17 protein-coding genes are annotated in these 16,681 nt (G+C 50.7%); 7 read left to right on the top strand and 10 right to left on the bottom strand.

Going from position 1 to position 16,681, the window contains the following annotated elements:
* Window positions 1–48: 48 nt before the first annotated feature.
* Window positions 49–447 carry an NINE protein gene (locus tag ABYT30_RS05070; protein ID WP_373078345.1) on the bottom strand — a complete coding sequence of 133 codons (399 nt, stop codon included), beginning with the start codon at window positions 445–447 and terminating at the stop codon, window positions 49–51.
* Between the two features lie 87 nt (window positions 448–534).
* A complete protein-coding gene (locus ABYT30_RS05065) occupies window positions 535–1,227 on the bottom strand; it encodes a class I SAM-dependent methyltransferase (RefSeq protein ID WP_373078346.1) in 693 nt (230 codons plus the stop codon).
* Between the two features lie 88 nt (window positions 1,228–1,315).
* Here ABYT30_RS05065 and rlmC point away from each other — a divergent pair, with 88 nt between their 5' ends.
* Both rlmC and ABYT30_RS05055 read left to right on the top strand, forming a co-directional pair.
* A complete protein-coding gene (rlmC, locus tag ABYT30_RS05060) occupies window positions 1,316–2,515 on the top strand; it encodes a 23S rRNA (uracil(747)-C(5))-methyltransferase RlmC (protein ID WP_373078348.1) in 1,200 nt (399 codons plus the stop codon).
* Window positions 2,516–2,557: 42 nt separating this feature from the next.
* A complete protein-coding gene (locus tag ABYT30_RS05055; RefSeq protein ID WP_373095513.1) occupies window positions 2,558–3,511 on the top strand; it encodes an FAD-binding oxidoreductase in 954 nt (317 codons plus the stop codon).
* A gap of 6 nt (window positions 3,512–3,517) precedes the next feature.
* On the opposite strand, the gene ABYT30_RS05050 is transcribed toward ABYT30_RS05055, so the two are convergent.
* The 4 genes from ABYT30_RS05050 to ABYT30_RS05035 form a co-directional block, all read right to left on the bottom strand.
* Window positions 3,518–3,943, bottom strand: coding sequence for a gamma-glutamylcyclotransferase family protein (locus tag ABYT30_RS05050; protein ID WP_373082970.1), 426 nt, complete (start codon window positions 3,941–3,943; stop codon window positions 3,518–3,520).
* Window positions 3,944–4,042: 99 nt separating this feature from the next.
* Window positions 4,043–6,205 carry a 3-hydroxyacyl-CoA dehydrogenase NAD-binding domain-containing protein gene (locus ABYT30_RS05045; RefSeq protein ID WP_373095510.1) on the bottom strand — a complete coding sequence of 721 codons (2,163 nt, stop codon included), beginning with the start codon at window positions 6,203–6,205 and terminating at the stop codon, window positions 4,043–4,045.
* A gap of 78 nt (window positions 6,206–6,283) precedes the next feature.
* Window positions 6,284–7,483 carry an acetyl-CoA C-acetyltransferase gene (locus tag ABYT30_RS05040; protein ID WP_373082974.1) on the bottom strand — a complete coding sequence of 400 codons (1,200 nt, stop codon included), beginning with the start codon at window positions 7,481–7,483 and terminating at the stop codon, window positions 6,284–6,286.
* 167 nt (window positions 7,484–7,650) lie between these two features.
* The gene (locus ABYT30_RS05035) at window positions 7,651–8,706 is read right to left on the bottom strand and encodes an AraC family transcriptional regulator (protein WP_373095508.1); all 1,056 of its coding nucleotides are present in this window, start codon (window positions 8,704–8,706) and stop codon (window positions 7,651–7,653) included.
* A 121-nt stretch (window positions 8,707–8,827) separates the two neighbouring features.
* Between ABYT30_RS05035 and ABYT30_RS05030 the strand changes: the two genes are divergently transcribed.
* A complete protein-coding gene (locus ABYT30_RS05030) occupies window positions 8,828–9,451 on the top strand; it encodes a hypothetical protein (protein WP_373095506.1) in 624 nt (207 codons plus the stop codon).
* 15 nt (window positions 9,452–9,466) lie between these two features.
* Here ABYT30_RS05030 and ABYT30_RS05025 read toward each other — a convergent pair whose 3' ends face one another.
* Both ABYT30_RS05025 and ABYT30_RS05020 read right to left on the bottom strand, forming a co-directional pair.
* On the bottom strand, window positions 9,467–10,855 hold the full coding sequence (locus tag ABYT30_RS05025) for an ATP-binding protein (RefSeq protein ID WP_373082977.1): 1,389 nt from the start codon (window positions 10,853–10,855) through the stop codon (window positions 9,467–9,469).
* A complete protein-coding gene (locus ABYT30_RS05020; RefSeq protein WP_373082978.1) occupies window positions 10,842–11,519 on the bottom strand; it encodes a winged helix-turn-helix domain-containing protein in 678 nt (225 codons plus the stop codon). The genes ABYT30_RS05025 and ABYT30_RS05020 overlap by 14 nt, the downstream gene beginning before the upstream one ends.
* A gap of 185 nt (window positions 11,520–11,704) precedes the next feature.
* On the opposite strand from ABYT30_RS05020, the gene ABYT30_RS05015 reads away from it, so the two are divergent.
* From ABYT30_RS05015 to ABYT30_RS05005, 3 genes are all read left to right on the top strand, one after another.
* Window positions 11,705–12,193 (top strand): hypothetical protein, encoded by a 489-nt coding sequence (locus ABYT30_RS05015; RefSeq protein WP_373082979.1) that lies wholly within the window; start codon window positions 11,705–11,707, stop codon window positions 12,191–12,193.
* A gap of 290 nt (window positions 12,194–12,483) precedes the next feature.
* Window positions 12,484–13,053 (top strand): hypothetical protein, encoded by a 570-nt coding sequence (locus ABYT30_RS05010; protein ID WP_373082981.1) that lies wholly within the window; start codon window positions 12,484–12,486, stop codon window positions 13,051–13,053.
* A 59-nt stretch (window positions 13,054–13,112) separates the two neighbouring features.
* Window positions 13,113–13,604 (top strand): RDD family protein, encoded by a 492-nt coding sequence (locus ABYT30_RS05005; RefSeq protein ID WP_373083793.1) that lies wholly within the window; start codon window positions 13,113–13,115, stop codon window positions 13,602–13,604.
* Here ABYT30_RS05005 and lptG read toward each other — a convergent pair.
* Together lptG and lptF are read right to left on the bottom strand one after the other, a co-directional pair.
* Window positions 13,601–14,662 (bottom strand): LPS export ABC transporter permease LptG, encoded by a 1,062-nt coding sequence (lptG, locus tag ABYT30_RS05000; protein ID WP_373083795.1) that lies wholly within the window; start codon window positions 14,660–14,662, stop codon window positions 13,601–13,603. The two genes, ABYT30_RS05005 and lptG, sit on opposite strands and share 4 nt — an antisense overlap.
* Window positions 14,655–15,767: an LPS export ABC transporter permease LptF gene (lptF, locus tag ABYT30_RS04995; RefSeq protein ID WP_373083797.1), complete on the bottom strand. Its 1,113-nt coding sequence runs from the start codon at window positions 15,765–15,767 to the stop codon at window positions 14,655–14,657. Before lptF ends, lptG begins: the two co-directional genes overlap by 8 nt.
* 207 nt (window positions 15,768–15,974) lie before the next feature.
* Between lptF and ABYT30_RS04990 the strand changes: the two genes are divergently transcribed.
* Window positions 15,975–16,681, top strand: a 707-nt coding sequence (locus ABYT30_RS04990) for a M17 family peptidase N-terminal domain-containing protein (protein ID WP_373095503.1), incomplete at its 3' end; no start/stop codon positions are given.

Genomic DNA, 16,681 nt, shown 5'->3' with positions numbered 1-16,681 from the left:
TTAGGGGGAGCTGCATCCCAGCTCAGCCGAGGTTGAACACCATTGGATTCAGCGCGAAAACAACGTGGTGTTCTGTTCGTTAATTTGCTGATTCAATGTCCAATAGTCGTAGATGATACCCAACAAAAAAACACCGCCTGTCAGCAAATACACAATACCGCTGATCCATTTGCCCATATAAAAACGGTGTAATCCGAAGATACCCAGAAAGGTCAACAGCACCCAAGCCAATGTATAGCTGGTGGTTCCCGCCTGATATTGCCGATCAGCATCCCGGTCCATACTCGGAATTAAAAACAAATCGACAATCCAGCCAATCAAAAACAAACCTAGAGTAAAGAAGTAAATTGTCGCACTCACCGGCCGCCCATAGTAAAACCGGTGCGCGCCCATAAATCCAAAAATCCACAAAACATAACCTACTGCTTTGCTGTGCGTATTATTCATTACCTACCTGCTCCTAGTAAAACCAGCTGTCGAGTGTAGTTGATTCGCCCCCCAGGCTAAACCCTAAAGCCTAAGACCGCGGCCTTGTCATTTACCGTGACCGCGACTTTTAGGTATTGGGCAAAGTACAAAAATAGCCGAGGTCGGCAAGCTGGTTTGTGGGTTTAAGGGTTCAATGAGTTCATGCAACGTAAAGCCGCTGGCGGTAAATAACGCTAGCCAACTGTTTAAGGTTCGAAAATACCACGGCGCTGGCTCGCTAAAATCAGCGCTAAAACCGTCCCAATTGCCCTCTCGCCAGCCATCGCAATACGGGGCACCGCTAAAAGCAGGATGTAAGGTTTGAATAATGCAGCACCCGTTCACATTCAATACGGTCGGAATCACCGCTAAGACGTCGGCGACCACGCGATGACCAAGCAAGGAAAAATTAGCAACCACGCAATCGACTGGCTTACGCCACGCGCCCTGCGCAAAATCTTCGTAGGACAAGACCGAAAATTTACCGCCCCGCTCAATGGCTCGATCTATCAGCCCGGCAATACCGTCCACGCCCTCCGCGGCCACGCCCAAATTCGACAGCGCTCGGACCAACCAACCTTCGCCACAGCCAATATCGAGCACCGTCTTTGGGCCTTGCGCAACCACGGCGTTGACAATAGCCGCATCGGTTACCGCGACCCGACTAGCAATCTCTGCCTGCCTAACAGCCTTGGTCCAAGCATCAACATTTTTATGCCAAGACGATAAAATAGCCGCTTCTTTGCCGGGGTCTTCCATGTTCAACTCCTCCAAATATTAGCCACGCTAAACTAAACTTGGTGAGTGCCAATCAACAATTACTAGCGAGGCATTACCGGAATTATAATTGCCCAAAATAGTTTGCGATGGCAAGCTTAGCGACCCAAGCCAACACCTAGCTATTTTGAGTCCAGCGATGCACTGCCGATTTTTTGAATCAAATCAATGTCGTTCCTGTAATTGGCTGGATCGGCCCTATTCCCAGCAGTTAAACGACAAGGAAGCCCTGCTAAATACACTGTTGGCTCCGTTTTCCGCACCGCCACTACTGCCGTCAAACCGCTCCGCAAGCCAAGGTTTCCGCGACAAAGCCAAAATGGTCGCGCTCGGCACCGCCAAACACGCCATGCTCGGTATTATCAATCACCGCGGTCAAGCACTTAGCCTCTGTGAATGCCCGCTTTACCCAGCGGAAATGCAGGCTCTGCTCGGCGAACTAGAGCGCTGGCTTGCTAGCATCGCGATTGCGCCCTACGATATTAAAAGCCGTCAGGGTGAGCTTAAGCACCTATTACTTAACCGCAATAACGAGGGTCAATACATGCTGCGACTCGTTTTGCGCAGCACCAACGCCGAGACCAAAATACGAGCAGCTCTCCCAAACTTATTGGCACAACACCCGAAAATCAGTTCCGTATCGATCAATATCCAGCCCGTGCCGATGGCCATCATAGAAGGCCCAGAAGAGCGTATCCTTAGCGGCGACGTCTGGTTACGCCACAAGCTTAACGGCATAAATCTATATCAGCGGCCCAAGGGCTTTTTCCAAACCAATCTCGACATGGCGGCCGAGTTATACGCCACCGCAGCGAAGTGGACAGCTGACCTAGACATTGCCATATACTGGGATTTGTTTTGCGGCTCCGGTGGCTTTGGCCTGCACTGTTTAACGCCAGAGCGTCAGCTCATCGGGATTGAGATTGAAGCAGAAGCCATCGCCTGCGCCCAACGCAGTGCTGATGAAATGGGCCTAGGTGCCCAGGTTCGCTTTCAAGCTTTAGACTCAACGGCATTCGCCAGCGATAGCGCGTTAACCGCGCCCGAGCTGATTATTGTCAATCCACCTCGTCGAGGCTTAGGCAATGAACTCTGCCAACAAATCAAGCAACTTGCGCCAGATTACTTGCTCTATTCAAGCTGTAATGCCAACACCTTGGCCACAGACTTAAGCCACCTTGAAGGCTATCGTATTAATCGCGTGCAACTATTTGATATGTTCCCGCATACCGCCCACTATGAGGTACTGGTTTTACTGCAGCGCTGCTAAGCAATCCAGCATTAATCGACGATTTGGATTCATTCATTTGATATGAGCACCCTGACTTTTAATGGGCGAAAGTACGCCGTCCATGATGACGAAAATGTTTTAGACGTCCTGCTTAGAAATAAGATTAGCGTCCCCCACGGCTGCCGCGCAGGCGCATGCCACGCTTGCATGCTAATCGCCAAGCCCGAACAAATACCCGAGGACTGCCAGCACGGCCTCAGTAATCAGCGTATCCAGCAAGGGTATTTTTTAAGCTGCCGCTGCGAGCCCGAACAGGACATGACGCTTCGACTGCCTGATTTAAGCGGCGAAAAACACTTAGCCACCATTGCCGAAAAAATGCAGCTAAATCCAAAAATACTGCGTCTTCGCCTGCACTGCCGTTTGCGTTGGCGGGCTGGGCAATATATTACCCTCTGGCTAAACGACAACACCGCCCGCTGCTATTCTATTGCCAGTGTTGCCAGCCTCGAGGATTTTATTGAACTCCATATTCGAATATATCCAAATGGCGCAGTGAGCCCGCAGTTATTGAATACCGAGATCGGCGACGAGCTTTTTATTCAAGGCCCCTACGGCGAATGTGTTTACGACAACAAGCAAAGCCACCAAGACATATTATTGATTGCCGCAGGCACCGGGCTTGCCCCCTTGTTCGGCGTTGCAAAGGATGCATTAAATCACGACCATCAAAGCACTATTCACCTGCTGTTTACCGTAAAGCAAGCCAGCGATTACTACATGCTCGATGCCTTACAACAGCTGCAGGCAGACCATCCTCAGTTCAGTTATTCACTCGCCAGCGCCGATGGCCCACCGCATGAGACTTGGCAGCAACAATTACAGGAAAATTTTACAGAACTGCGTGGCCGCCGGGTTTATATTTGCGGCGGCAATGACTTTGTAAGGCAAGCCAATCGGCAATGCTTTATGCAGGGTGCAACGGGACGGGATATTATTTGCGAGGAATTTATCAATTTTAGCGCGGCAAGCTAAGGGCTTTCATTCTTGACTCGGTAAGTGTTGGAAGCCGAGATAGGCGCTCTCAAACTTTGCTTTCCCTACATTTAGGAAATGCTCAAAACTCCAGGACCAATCGGCTACTAAATGTCGGTAGTCTGTTCGAAAGACATAGGTTTGCGCCCTCACTTGGCGCCCATCCAACAGTGCTACAACAAGCTCGCAACGCTGATAGTAATCCCCTTCGAACACATCTAAACGACGCAGGGCCTCATCGGAGATATTGCGATAAAGCAGGCCCGGAGTTTGTGCACCAGCCTCTGCAATCAACGCTGGATAGTCTTCACCCAGCACTGCGTAGCGGCGATAATTCCCCAGTAGCGCCGATTCCGGCACTGTGTTCACACCACTTACCGCCGACATAATATCGGCACACATTAAACTACCGTAGGTGAAAACATGGGACATGGTCGTCTCGATTTAATTTAGCAATATGCCAAACAAATCTTAAGTAAAAGCCCCATCAAAACCAATAACAATTCGCGTTAATGGGGCATCTCAGAGAGCTTATAGGAAAAGCGCGTTCTCGTTAGCCCGGTCTATTAGCAGCTTGGGAACAGCAAAATCACTGCCGTATTTCGCTTCCAACTCTTGCGCCCGCGCTACAAATTCGCGCAGTCCGTAGGCATTAATCGCCTGGAATGCGCCACCGGTTTGCGCGGGAAAACCAATCCCCATTATTGAGCCAATATTGCCGTCACCGACATTCTCAATAACGCCCTCTTCCATTGCCCGGACCGCTTCTAGCGACTGGCAAAAAGTAAGGCGGTCCTTGATATCCTGGTAGGGGATTTCTTTATAGCCATTTGGCGCAAACGCGTCTTTTAAGCCAGGCCACAAATGCTTTTGACCGCCCTCAGGGTAAGCGTAATAACCACCGCCATGCACCTTGCCGCGCCGACCGAACTCATTAACCATTCGATCCAGCACCCGTGAAACAGCGTTTTCTTCCCAAACTTTACCTTGGGCCTCAACATCAGCTTTTGCTTGTTTACCGTTCTTATATGCCGTTTCCTGGCTAATTTCGTCTATTGCACCTAGTGGCCCAATCGGTGAGCCATTGTCACGGGCAGCAGACTCAATTAATACCGGGTTAATCCCCTCCTCCAGCATGATACCGCCCTGAGAGATGGTCGTACCGATAACACGGGTAGTAAAGAAGCCCGCTGCGTCGTTTACCACAATCGGTGTTTTACCCAGCTGCTGCGCCAAATCAAAGGCCTTGGCCAGCGCTTCGTCCGAGGTGAGCTTGCCGCGAATAATTTCTACCAGAGGCATTTTTTCCGCCGGCGAAAAGAAATGCATGCCAATAAAGTTCGCCGGCCGCGTACTGGCCTCCGCGAGTTCACTAATCGGTAAAGCGGAGGTGTTAGTCGCAAACACACTGCTGGATTTAATCACTGCTTCGGTATCTTTAGTCACTGCTGCTTTAACTTTGCGGTCTTCAAATACCGCTTCAATAACCATATCGCAGTCACTGAGGTCGGCGTAATCGGCACTGGCCTTAATTAGCGCCATGCACTCGGCTTTTTTATTTTCAGTGACTTTACCTTTCGCAATGCCTTTGGTGAAAAAGGCGTCGGCGTAGCTTTTACCGCGATCTGCATTTTCTTGACTAATGTCTTTCAGTACAACACTAATTCCTTTTTGCGCAGCGATAGTCGCGATACCCGCACCCATTTGGCCTGCGCCAATAATGCCAAGTTTTTTACAAACAAAACGCTCAGCAACTGCTGGCCGACTGGCGCCTTTGTTCAAGGCTTCCATCTGCACAAAAAACGCCGTCATCATATTACGGGCGGTTTGATCCAAAAGTAGACTTAAAAAATAGCGGCCTTCAATTTTTTGCGCCGTATCAAAATCAACTCTGGCCGAGTCCACCACGCAGGCAAATATTGCGTTCTGAGCAGGCATTAAATTTTTAGTCTGCACCATGACATTGGCCGGGCCAAAGAAAGTGAGCCCCTGATTCGCCGGCTCATCTGGGCCGCCGCCAGGCATCTGATAGCCATCTTGGTCCCAGACCTGCTTTGCGCCCGCGTTAGCTTTAAGCCACGCTTTAGCCTTAGCGTGCATATCGGCTTCGTCGCTCGCCAATTCGTGCAGCAAGCCTTTTTCTAGGGCTTGAGCCGCTTTTAGGCGTTTACCCTGGCTGATAAGACCAATCGCTTCTTGCATACCCAGTAAGTAGGTCATGCGCACCACACCACCAGCACCCGGCATCAAGCCAATCATGGCTTCTGGCAGACCGACCTGCACACCATTAATCGCAACGCGATAATGACAGGCTAGGGCAATTTCAAAACCGCCACCCAGCGCTGGCCCATTCAGGCCAACGGCAACAGGAACACCAAGGGTTTCCAAGGTACGCAATGGCGCTTTCGTCGCCATTAGACCTTCGTACATTTCGGTTTTCTTCGCTTCGCTGGGTTTTAAATCCATTTCCAGCATTTCATTAATATCACCACCAGCAAAAAACTGGCTGGGTTTGCCACTGCGCACATAAATGCCGACGACGGCGCCCTCCGCGACCATTTCCTGCAATTGCGCAACAGCAGTACGCATGGCTTCATCGTACTCGCGGCCCATGGTGTTAACCGATTTACCGGGCTGATCGAAAATCAGTTCAACAATGCCGTCACTGTCTTTTTCTAAACGAATATATCCCATTAACTTAATCTCTTTTCCCGTGAAGAACCGCCAGCGCTATCGTGCTCGCAGCCCTGCAAATACAATGGTCAGCGCGCTTTACACGCGCTCAATGATAGTTGCGATACCAATCCCGCCACCGGCACAGAGGGTAACCACGCCGCGCTTAAGATTGCGGCGCTCAAGCTCATCGAGTAGCGTGCCGAGAATCATCGCGCCCGTGGCACCAATAGGGTGACCCATCGCAATAGCGCCGCCATTCACATTGATTTTCTCGTCAGGAATGCCCAGCACTTGCTGGTAGCGAAGCACCACGGAGGCAAAGGCCTCGTTTAATTCAAATAAATCAATATCATCAACCGTGAGGCCGGCTTTTTGCAGGGCTTTCTGGGTAGCTGGCGCGGGACCAGTCAACATAATCGTCGGTTCAGTTCCTACTAAGGCACAACTCAGAATACGAGCGCGGGGCTTAAGATTTTGTTCTTTGCCTGCGCGTTCACTACCGACTAAAACCAAGCCTGCACCGTCGACAATTCCCGATGAATTACCAGGTGTATGGACACACTCGATGTTTTCCAATTGGGGATATTTAAGCCTCGCAACGCCGCCGTGACCATAGTCATTAAACATTTGGAACGCGGGTTTAAGCTTTGCCAGTGCCGCCATTGAGGTATCGGCCCGAATAAACTCATCGTGATCGAGAATCGTCACGCCGTTGAAGTCTTTTACTGGAATAATCGATTTGAAATAACCCTGCTCTCGAGCATGGGCAGCGCGCTGCTGGGACATGACCGCATAGCGGTCAACGTCTTCGCGGCTAAAGCCGTCCATGGTGGCGATCATATCTGCACCCAGGCCTTGGGAAATGAAATAGCTTTTCATGGCCACCCAGGGGTCGCCAGTCGCGCCACCGCTGGCACCAATACCGAGGCGGGACATAGATTCTACCCCGCCCGCAGCTACCAAATCTTCATAACCAGCCGCGACCTTGGCCGCCGCGAGATTCACTGCATCTAAACCACCTGCACAGTAACGGTGTAACTGCGCGCCGGTAGTACTGTCGTCCCAGCTAGAATACACCAGCGCCGCTTTTGCAATATTCTGGCCCTGCTCTTTTACAGGCTCACCGCAGGCCAAGATCAGGTCTTCGACCTTGCTGGTATCGAGATCGTGGCGAGATTTGAGCGCCTCGAGCAGGTTAGTAACCAAATCAATGGGTTTTACTTCATAAAGCGCGCCGCCGCGCTTACCTTTGCCGCGGGGGGTGCGAATCGCATCATAAATAAATGCTTCTGCCATGGTTTGTCCTACCGAACTGAGAGTGAATTCACGGTGACACTGCTGTGCACACGGTGGCCACAATGTACTGCGCACTCAGTTAGAGACAATGACATTTTCGGTCAAAGTACTGACAGATATTATAAAAATATTTAAATATCAGAATGTTACAAGTTATAGACCATAAACTAACTATGGCTTTCACGCTCATATACGCGGTATTCACCGGGGGTCATCGCAGTCCATTTCTTAAAACAGCGGTGAAATGCGGAGGGATCAGTAAAGCCCATTAAGGCCGCAACGGCGTTAATAGATAACTCGGAATTACCGAGATAAGCCATGGCTGCGTCGCGGCGACACTCGTCCTTGAGCTGTTGAAACGTGGTGCCTTCTTTCTTCAATCGTCGCCGCAACGTCGGTGCGGACATATTCAGCGCCGCGGTAATACGCTCAAAACTGGGGAACCCCTGAGAGAAGTCATGGCCAATCATGGCCCGCACCCGCGCCACCAAACTTCCATCGTCGCGACTGCCGCTCATTACCATAAGCGGATATGGCGCTGCCCGCAAAAAGTCTTTCAAGGTGCGTTCATTGTGTACCAGCGGGTAGCCAAGGTAGCGCGTATCAAAAACAAACTCATCCCGTAACTGGCCATAGTAAACAGGACAGCCAAACAACTCTTGGTACTTAGCTACTCGCGCCTTACCTACAGGAGCCTGACCGGCAAAACGCACTTCCTTCAACTCAATATTGCTGCCCACCAACCAACAGAAGAAACGATGCCAAATCGACAAACCGTAAAGATCAGCGACGTCCACCTGAGGGCCTGAAAAGCCCTTTTTAACACTTCCGTAACCCACGATTGCGCTGTCTTTGCGGGTGTCGAGGTAGATTTGCGCATCGGCATCATAAAATGTGCGAAAGAACTCGCAAGCCCGTTTTATTGCACTGCCCAAATTTTCGCAGCTTATCAGGCAATAACACATCATTCTGAAGGCGCCAGGCGTCAGGTTTTTACCCAGCATGAAGCCAAAGGCCTCGTCTTGTACCAAACTCATCACTTGCTGATAGAGCTTGCTGTATTGCATAGCGGAAATAGTTGCCTGATAGCCCGGCGAGCGCTTGTTTAGCGGATTAAAGGCAATCCCAGCAAGATTAAGAATACTCTGGTGTTCGTAACCACGCTCCGCCGCTAAATTCAATAATGAGCAAGCAAAGCGGGTTGGCACTGCTTCAAGATCCATTGTTCAACGCCCTTGACCTACTTCCCAAAAAAAACCGCATTAGCCGTAACACCCCAGTATAATCTCTGCTAAGTTGAATAAAACCGCGCCACACTCGGAAATCGCCTAGGTAATCCGCCCCATGACTGCACAGCGTTTTGATCTCTTTCTCACCGGTGAACTTGCTCCGGGCCATCCGCGGGGTTCTGCCCTGCAACAGCTAGCAAAGCTGTTTAAACGGCCTGTAGATCAAGTTGAAAAACTAGTCGCCGGAAAACCCAATCGCATCCGCAAAGACCTCGATGCCAGCGAAATCCAACGCTACCAACAGGTTTTCGCAAAAATTGGGCTCATCTCTGTTGCCAAGCCAAGCAGTATTGACGACCAGACAACAAACCCAACGCCCGTCGCTAGCGCCCAGACCAATCTGAGTTTAAGCCCTGAGGGCACCCCTGTGCTGCGCGATGAGGAGCGCGATGTGAGCACTGGCGCTGCTCCCGACACCAGCCACATTAGCCTGGCAAACAGCGGCGAAACCCTGAGCGATCAGCATGAGGCACCCCCGCTGCCGCTCCCCGACACCGAGCACATCAGCCTAGGGGCCACCGGAGACGACCTTTTACCGCCCAAGCCTCCTGAAATTGAAATTGACATCGAGGCTCTCACTGCCGACCTCAGCCTCAGCGAAGCCGGCACTCCGTTATTGCCCGACAAGCCCGAAGTAGCGCACAAAGTACCTGATACCAGCCACCTAAAGCTCAAGTAATAAGACGACAGAAATTTAACTAAGCTGCTCTGGCCGGGGGAAACGCAAGATAATTCGCAGCCCCGGCTTATTATCTTTAAGGTCTATATAGCCGTCGTGAAGTTTTACCACCGCTTGCACTAAACTGAGCCCCAGGCCATTGCCCGGGTGCCGGCTGCGGCTGTGCTCAACACGAAAGAAGCGCTGAAACACTTTTTCACGATCTTCCTCCGGAATCCCAATACCGCTATCGGCAACTTCGATACGCAGAACATTTTTCTCGACCGCGAGATTTACTTGTACCTTGCCGCCTTCAGGAGTGTATTTAATGGCGTTATCGACCAAGTTTGCCACCGCCTGAAACAGTAAATTACGATCGCCATGAAAATTGCCGACCTTGGCCAACCCAGTGTGAAACACCTGATTTTTTTCCGCCGCCAAAGGCTCATATAATTCAATAACATCAGAAACCAAGGTGCACAAATCAACACTGGCGAAGCCCGAGCGCCGATTCCCCGACTCTACTTGCGCGATCCGTAATAAGGCACTGAAAGTTCCCAATAAACCATCAGCCTCTTCGATAAGTGCCTCGACCTCTTCACGATTGCCCGGATCGGCACAATTTTCATGCAAACTGCTTAGTTTATTGCGCAGTCGCGTCAATGGCGTCCGTAAATCATGGGCGATATTGTCCGAAACTTGCCGGACCCCGGTCATGAGGGTCTCTATTCGGTCCAGCATCTGGTTCACGCTCTCAGACAAGCGCAGATAGTCACCGGTGCTACTATCAATATCGATACGTTCAGTAAGATCGCCAGACATAATGCGGCGCAGAGTAACATTGATACGATCAACCCGTTGCAAACTCAATGCCGCCACGATAGTGCCACCGATGGTGCCCAGTAGTATCGTCGCGACCATACTCCGAGTCAGCGCACCGGCTACCAGTTTGGTGCTATTCAGTACATCGGCATAATGGCGCGCGACCAAAACATGTTCGCCACCGGGTAATTGCTTTGACCTAGCAATAAACTCAGTGCCAACTGAATCTGCGTCGTCGAGCATAGATTCAAAATTAAACCCTAGCCAGCCGTCGCGATACTCTTCACTATCAGGCCACTCTTCAAGATTACCCGCAATTTTATTGAGGTGTTCGTCACCAACGAAATAGAAAAACCGGATCAACCGGTCTGGCCCGCTGTGGACTTGCACAAAACTCGCCACTGCGGCCTCGCCACCCTCCTGGTAGGCCTGGCTCAACGCCCCTAACTCTTCAGTGACCGAGTGGTGCACTTCGGCAAAAAAATCGTAAGCGATAAACGCATAGATCAGCGCTAGCACCATAAAAACGGCAAGGCTCAGCCACGCAACGTAGCTAACCAAAAACCGAAAGGTGAAGCTGGTAAATATTTTACTGAGAATCATCCAACATATATCCAGCACCGCGCACGGTATTTAACAGAGGCTTGTCAAAACCCTTATCGATTTTCTGACGCAGGCGGCTGATATGCACATCAATGACATTGGTTTGTGGATCAAAATGGTAATCCCAAACGTTTTCCAAGAGCATGGTGCGCGTCACGACCTGACCGGCGTGGCGCATCAAATATTCCAATAATTTATATTCTCTAGGCTGCAGATTGAAGGGCTGGCCTGAACGCGTCACTTTGTGGGCCAGCAAATCCATTTCTAAATCAGCAACCTTAAGGCGCGTTACCGCAGAACCCGCTTCTTGCCTGCGCAGCATCACTTCGATACGGGCCAATAACTCAGCAAAAGCAAAGGGCTTGACCAAGTAATCATCCCCACCCGCTTTTAAGCCCTTTACCCGGTCATCTACTTCGCCCAAGGCACTGAGGATAAGCGCGGGGGTACTGTCATTGGCAGCGCGTAGGGTCTGAATAATCGTCAGGCCATCGACGTGGGGTAACATCCGGTCGACAATAAGGGCGTCATATTGCTCTGTAGTCGCCTGCACCAGCCCAGTTTTACCATCGGCGGCATGCTCAACTTGATAACCGCTCTCTCGTAAACCCTTCACTATGTACTCAGCCACACTGGCATCATCTTCTATCAATAAAACCCGCATCTAGCTTATTTCCTTTCCGATTTTATTATGTATCCGCACTAGATTGGCCCTGACCTTCGGCCTCCACCTAGGGCTATTGCGCCTAGACCGCAGTCCGCAAGGTAGATCTACTTATTCACCCATAGTATGCGGGGGAGTAAGCTAATTTCCAACAGTTACAGAACTGGCAATGGAGACTAACAGCAATGAATAATATAAAAAATGGCTGCCAAGCGATTAACTGTCTCTTAATTTGGTTTAAGCACCTCGCGCTCATTACCCTGGCATTTCTTTCTGGTAATTGCCTTGCTCAGCACTGGGGTGCCCCACTCCCAAATGATATAACACTTCCCCATGGTCAGAAACTTGGTTATCAGCCAACGCTTAGTTTTTGTATTGAGCGCGACAACGCCACCGGCAATTTCCATGCATTCAATGCCAACCAAGCCCGCTTCAACCAAATCTGGATGGACCAAGACAATGCCAAACAGGGCAAAGACGCCATTCGCGCCCTTGTCAAAATGGGCATTAAACACTTGTACAAATCCTTTCATGAGCGCAGCAGCGGCGCCAAGCGCTTTCTACCCAATGAAGACGGCAGCATCGCCATTCCACGCTTTAGTCAGTATGAAACCGATTACAGCGTGCGTGTGCGCAGTGATTCTTTAACCCTCGGCGTCGCAATGACATTCTAGTCGCGGCGAGCTGAAACAAGCCGTCGCAATCCATAGCCATATTCCAACTGAGTACATGACAGGCCGCTATTTCGCCGCCAATCTTGAGTTAAATCAATAAATACGCCACTGCCACCTAAACCCGTGGCAATTCCCTATTGCCGAGGCTTTAATAAAAATGTGGCAGGGAATTTTATCTTTACCCTGCTGCAAAACCGGTGGTTGTGAAGATTAGGTTGAGGAGCCTGGTCAGCACGTTAATACCGCCAAAAAAAGCCCAGCTACGCTGGCTTTTGCACCGGGAGAATGCAATGAAACACTGTACGCTTTTCCGCATCAATCCGATCGTTGCGGCCATTACCTTGTCGAGTATGAGCGCCTCAAATATTGGTGCACAACCCTTCAAACTGGTCAGCTGCAATATGACGGCATCCGCAATATTGGGCGCCGCCGGGCCCGCCACCCCGCTTGTCTATACCTCAGGCAATTGCCAAACACAGCGCTGGGGGCCACCGCCGGAGCATGACATAACACTGCCGCACCACCAAAAGCTGGGTTATCAACCAAGTCTCAGTTTTTACATCGAGCGCGACGCAGCAACAGGCAACTTCCAGGCCGTCAACGCCAATCACGCGCGCTTTAACCGCGTGTGGATGGATCAAGACAATGCCAAGCAGGGCAAAGACGCCGTAAGCGCACTTGTTAAAATGGCCGCGAAACGCCTGTACAAATCCTTCCACGAACGCAGCAGCGGCGCGAAACGCTTTCTTCCCGACGAAGAAGGGAGTATCGCTGCCCCCAATTTCAGTAAATTCGACACGGATTATAAAGTACATGTTCGTGGCGATTCTCTTTCACTGGGCGTCGCGCTTGCCTTTTAAGCAGGCAAGCACAGTTTGCTCTGCTACAATACGGCGGTTTCTGACTTGGACTGCCCTGAATGACTGCTGACCTACCAGCCCCAGGCGTATTTCGCCGCCTCGCCGCGATTGTTTACGACTGCTTTCTGTTATTTGCGATTTTATTTGTGGCTACGTTAATTCCCGCCCTATTGTTTAGCCCTGACATTATGGGTAATGAGGCCGCCAATAATAGTGTTGTGCACGAGCTAAATTCACCGCTTGAAGGCGGCATATACCGAGCCTACCTCTTGAGTTTCATTATTGTTTTCTATGGCTGGTTCTGGCGCAAAAATGGCCAGACCCTCGGCATGCAGGCATGGCGCATAAAACTAGAAAGCCACGATGGTAGCAAGCCTAGCTGGGGACAATGCCTCATTCGGCTGCTAGTCGCTATACCAGCACTTGGCTTTGCCGGGCTGGGCTACTGGTGGATTTGGCTGGATCGCGACGGCCTTGCTTGGCATGATCGCGCATCTAAAACCCGACTGCGCTCCGTACCGAAAACCGCCAAAAATAATCGCAATGGCTAAGCCCGGCGCGTGAGCATGTAGATACCCGCCAAAAAGCACACCGCAATGGGCAACAAACTCGCGTAAATTGGGTCGAAACCGTAGACCATACTCGACGGCCCAAGGATATCTTGTGCGGTCCGAAATACGATACCGACCATCACCCCAACAAAGACGCGAAAGCCCATCGTGACGTTGCGCAAGGGGCCAAAGATAAAGGAAATAGCGACCAGCACCATGCCAATAATAGTCAGCGGTTGCAGCAATTTATTCCAAAAGGCCAACTCGTAATCGCCGGCATTTAAACCCTGTTTTTTCAGGTAATGCGCATAACGCCACAAGCCGCTAATAGATAAGTCCTGAGGGTCCAAAACCAAAATATTCAGCAACTCCGGTGACAGCCCAGTCTGCCAATCCAATTGGCTGAAATGTTGCTTTTTAGCACCCTTGTCGTTGAAATCAACAACATTCGCGTCTTCAAGGGTCCAACGACCATCAATGAAGTATGCGCGCTCAGCAAAGGTGTTTTGCTCTAAACGCCGATCATCATCAAAACTGAAAATACTGACACCAAATAACACGCCATTGGGCTGCACCGCGTTAAAGTGCATAAACTGCTTCCCTTCTCGATGCCACATGCCATGCCGAGAATGCATACTCGCGCTTTTCTGCAAGGCCACTGCGCGCTGACTTTCTGCTATTTGCTGGGACACTGGCGCCACAAATTCCGCCACGCACAGACCCAACAAGGTCAACATAATGGTGGGCTTTAACACGGCCAATACCAGCTGCCAAGTAGACACACCGGCAGAGCGCATAACAATCAATTCGCTGCTACTGGCTAAAGCGCCAAGCCCTGAGAGGCAGCCAACAAGGGCTGCAAAAGGCAGGTAGTCATAGAAACTACCCGGCGCAATCATCGCCACGTACTTCAAAACCGAGAAAAAAGTGTAATCTCCGCGAATCTCTTTTAGCCCGTCAACCAGCTCAGATAATAGATCTAAACCAACTATAACCAGTAAAACGAGGATAATGGCGCCAGCAACCGTGCGGCCAATATAGCGATTTAATTTACGCACGCCGACGTCTCCAACTCAGTACCCAATGGCGATGCATACTGTCACGATAAAGCAACAATAAACCCAAAATGAGGAATACCCCGTGCACCGCCCACATTCCTGGAAACACCGGCCACTGGCCTTTAGCAATGGCATCACGCACCGCGTTGAGACAAACCAGATACACCATATAAATCATAAATGCGGGAAACATTTTACCAAAGCGCCCACGCCGGTGGTCAGTTTTACTTAAAGACACCGCGATCAACGCTGCTATAGGGACTAATAAACCCAGTGATACCCGCCACTGAATGGCAGCAACATCCTCTAGCGCTGGTGAGCCCCAAAGTGCTGAGGTGTCCTTACCGTCTAATTCCTGGCGATAGGTCTTTTCTTCGGGGTCGCGTAACAATTGGTCAAGACGATTAAAACTGGTGACCTGGTAATCCATATAGCCAGACTGACCAACGTAGCGAACACCACTGTCCAATACCAAGTAACGCTGAGCGCTGGCCTCATCGACTTGGAAACGGCCCTGGGCAGCGGTAACCAGTGACACCAGAGGCCGACCATCCGCCTGCACGGGCTCGGGCTGAGCAATAAAAACCCCGGACATTGTCTGATCATCGCGATTGGCCTTCTCAATATAGGTCACTCGCCCGCTGGCTTTATCCAAGCGAAAACGCCCCTCCACTGCGGCTTTAACACCAATCTCTGACTGGCTATCCGACAGCAAATTAACATAGGCTTGAATGCCAGACGGGGTCAGAATCAAGCTAATATACGCAACAATAGCGGCTGTAAAAGTGGCGGGAATCATAGTGTAAATCAATAAGCGGCGACGGCTCATGCCACAGGCGCTCATCACCGTCATTTCACTGTCGACATATAGACGGCCATATGAGAGTAAAATACCGATAAACAAGCCCAATGGCAGCACGACCTCTAAGAAATTGGGCAAGCGATAAAGCATAACTAACAACAGCACGTCCGGGGCAAAGTCTCCCGAGGCCACTTGGCCTAGGTATTTAACAAAGCGCCCACTCATAATAATAACCAGCAAGGTCAAGGTCACGGCAAACACCGTCTTCAGCATCTCGCTGGCAAGGTACCTAAATAAAATCAAACAGCCATCTCTCCACCGTCCCACTCACTGACAATTGCCCAATACGCACCTTGTCTTTACACCTATAAGTATTTCACGCGCAGATGATACCCTTTACACTAAGCCCAGAACACTGCCTTTACGCCGCACGGTTGCCAATACTCGCGACCGGCCCATAATAATGGCGTGCATTTTCACTAATTCAGCCTACTGCCAGCGAGAGTTTCCATGCAAATTAGCCTTAAGCCTTGTAAAGATGTTAGCACCGTTAATACCGACTGCCTGATCCTAGTCACTGACGCAAAGCTCAGCTCTGAGCTGGCAAAAGCGGTAGACTCCGCCAGCGGCGGTGTTATCAGTCAGTTGCTAAAACGCGGCGACTTTAAAGCAAAGCTTGGGGAAACACTGTATTTACCAAGTATTGCGGGCCTCAAAGCCCGACGCTTATTAGTCGTCGGCAAAGGCGACGGTAAGCTTGACGACAATGATTTTGACAAAATCATACAAGCGACTTTCAGCGCACCAGCCGCGGCAGATTGCAAAGACAGCTGCTACTTACTCGACAATATCAGCGTTGTTGACCGCAAAGTTAACTGGCAGTATCAGCGCATTGCGCAACTATTAGTCAGCTCAAGCTATCGCTATACCGCCACTGTCAGCAAGCCCAAGCCGCCACTGTCAATTCGCCGCGTATGTTTACAAGGCGCCAATACCGAGGCCAACCGTAAAGCAATACAAGTGGGCAGCAGTATTGGCAAAGGCATCAACACCGCCTGCGAACTTGGTGACCTTCCCGGCAATATCTGCACCCCAGAATACATCGCCAGCGAAGCCCGCAGCCTTGGCCGTAAATTCCAGTCAATTACGGTGAGCGTACTTGACGAGAAAAAAATGAAACAACTGGGCATGGGTGCCCTGCTTTCAGTCAGCGCTGG

Source organism: Zhongshania sp., from assembly GCF_041623545.1.
Classification (GTDB): Bacteria; Pseudomonadota; Gammaproteobacteria; order Pseudomonadales; family Spongiibacteraceae; genus Spongiibacter.
The sequence above is the reverse complement of the archived record's forward strand: the minus strand, read 5'-3'. Positions and strand labels throughout refer to the sequence as shown.

Excerpts from the sequence above, each read along its gene's own strand:
- ABYT30_RS05025 (WP_373082977.1), bottom strand. The coding sequence starts at position 10,855 with ATGATTCTCAGTAAAATATTTACCAGCTTCACCTTTCGGTTTTTGGTT.
- ABYT30_RS05040 (WP_373082974.1), bottom strand. The coding sequence starts at position 7,483 with ATGGCAGAAGCATTTATTTATGATGCGATTCGCACCCCCCGCGGCAAA.
- ABYT30_RS05035 (WP_373095508.1), bottom strand. The coding sequence starts at position 8,706 with ATGGATCTTGAAGCAGTGCCAACCCGCTTTGCTTGCTCATTATTGAAT.
- ABYT30_RS05010 (WP_373082981.1), top strand. The coding sequence starts at position 12,484 with ATGAAACACTGTACGCTTTTCCGCATCAATCCGATCGTTGCGGCCATT.
- ABYT30_RS05055 (WP_373095513.1), top strand. The coding sequence starts at position 2,558 with ATGAGCACCCTGACTTTTAATGGGCGAAAGTACGCCGTCCATGATGAC.
- ABYT30_RS05065 (WP_373078346.1), bottom strand. The coding sequence starts at position 1,227 with ATGGAAGACCCCGGCAAAGAAGCGGCTATTTTATCGTCTTGGCATAAA.
- ABYT30_RS05070 (WP_373078345.1), bottom strand. The coding sequence starts at position 447 with ATGAATAATACGCACAGCAAAGCAGTAGGTTATGTTTTGTGGATTTTT.
- ABYT30_RS05050 (WP_373082970.1), bottom strand. The coding sequence starts at position 3,943 with ATGTCCCATGTTTTCACCTACGGTAGTTTAATGTGTGCCGATATTATG.
- ABYT30_RS05020 (WP_373082978.1), bottom strand. The coding sequence starts at position 11,519 with ATGCGGGTTTTATTGATAGAAGATGATGCCAGTGTGGCTGAGTACATA.
- ABYT30_RS05045 (WP_373095510.1), bottom strand. The coding sequence starts at position 6,205 with ATGGGATATATTCGTTTAGAAAAAGACAGTGACGGCATTGTTGAACTG.
- ABYT30_RS05030 (WP_373095506.1), top strand. The coding sequence starts at position 8,828 with ATGACTGCACAGCGTTTTGATCTCTTTCTCACCGGTGAACTTGCTCCG.
- ABYT30_RS05005 (WP_373083793.1), top strand. The coding sequence starts at position 13,113 with ATGACTGCTGACCTACCAGCCCCAGGCGTATTTCGCCGCCTCGCCGCG.
- ABYT30_RS05015 (WP_373082979.1), top strand. The coding sequence starts at position 11,705 with ATGAATAATATAAAAAATGGCTGCCAAGCGATTAACTGTCTCTTAATT.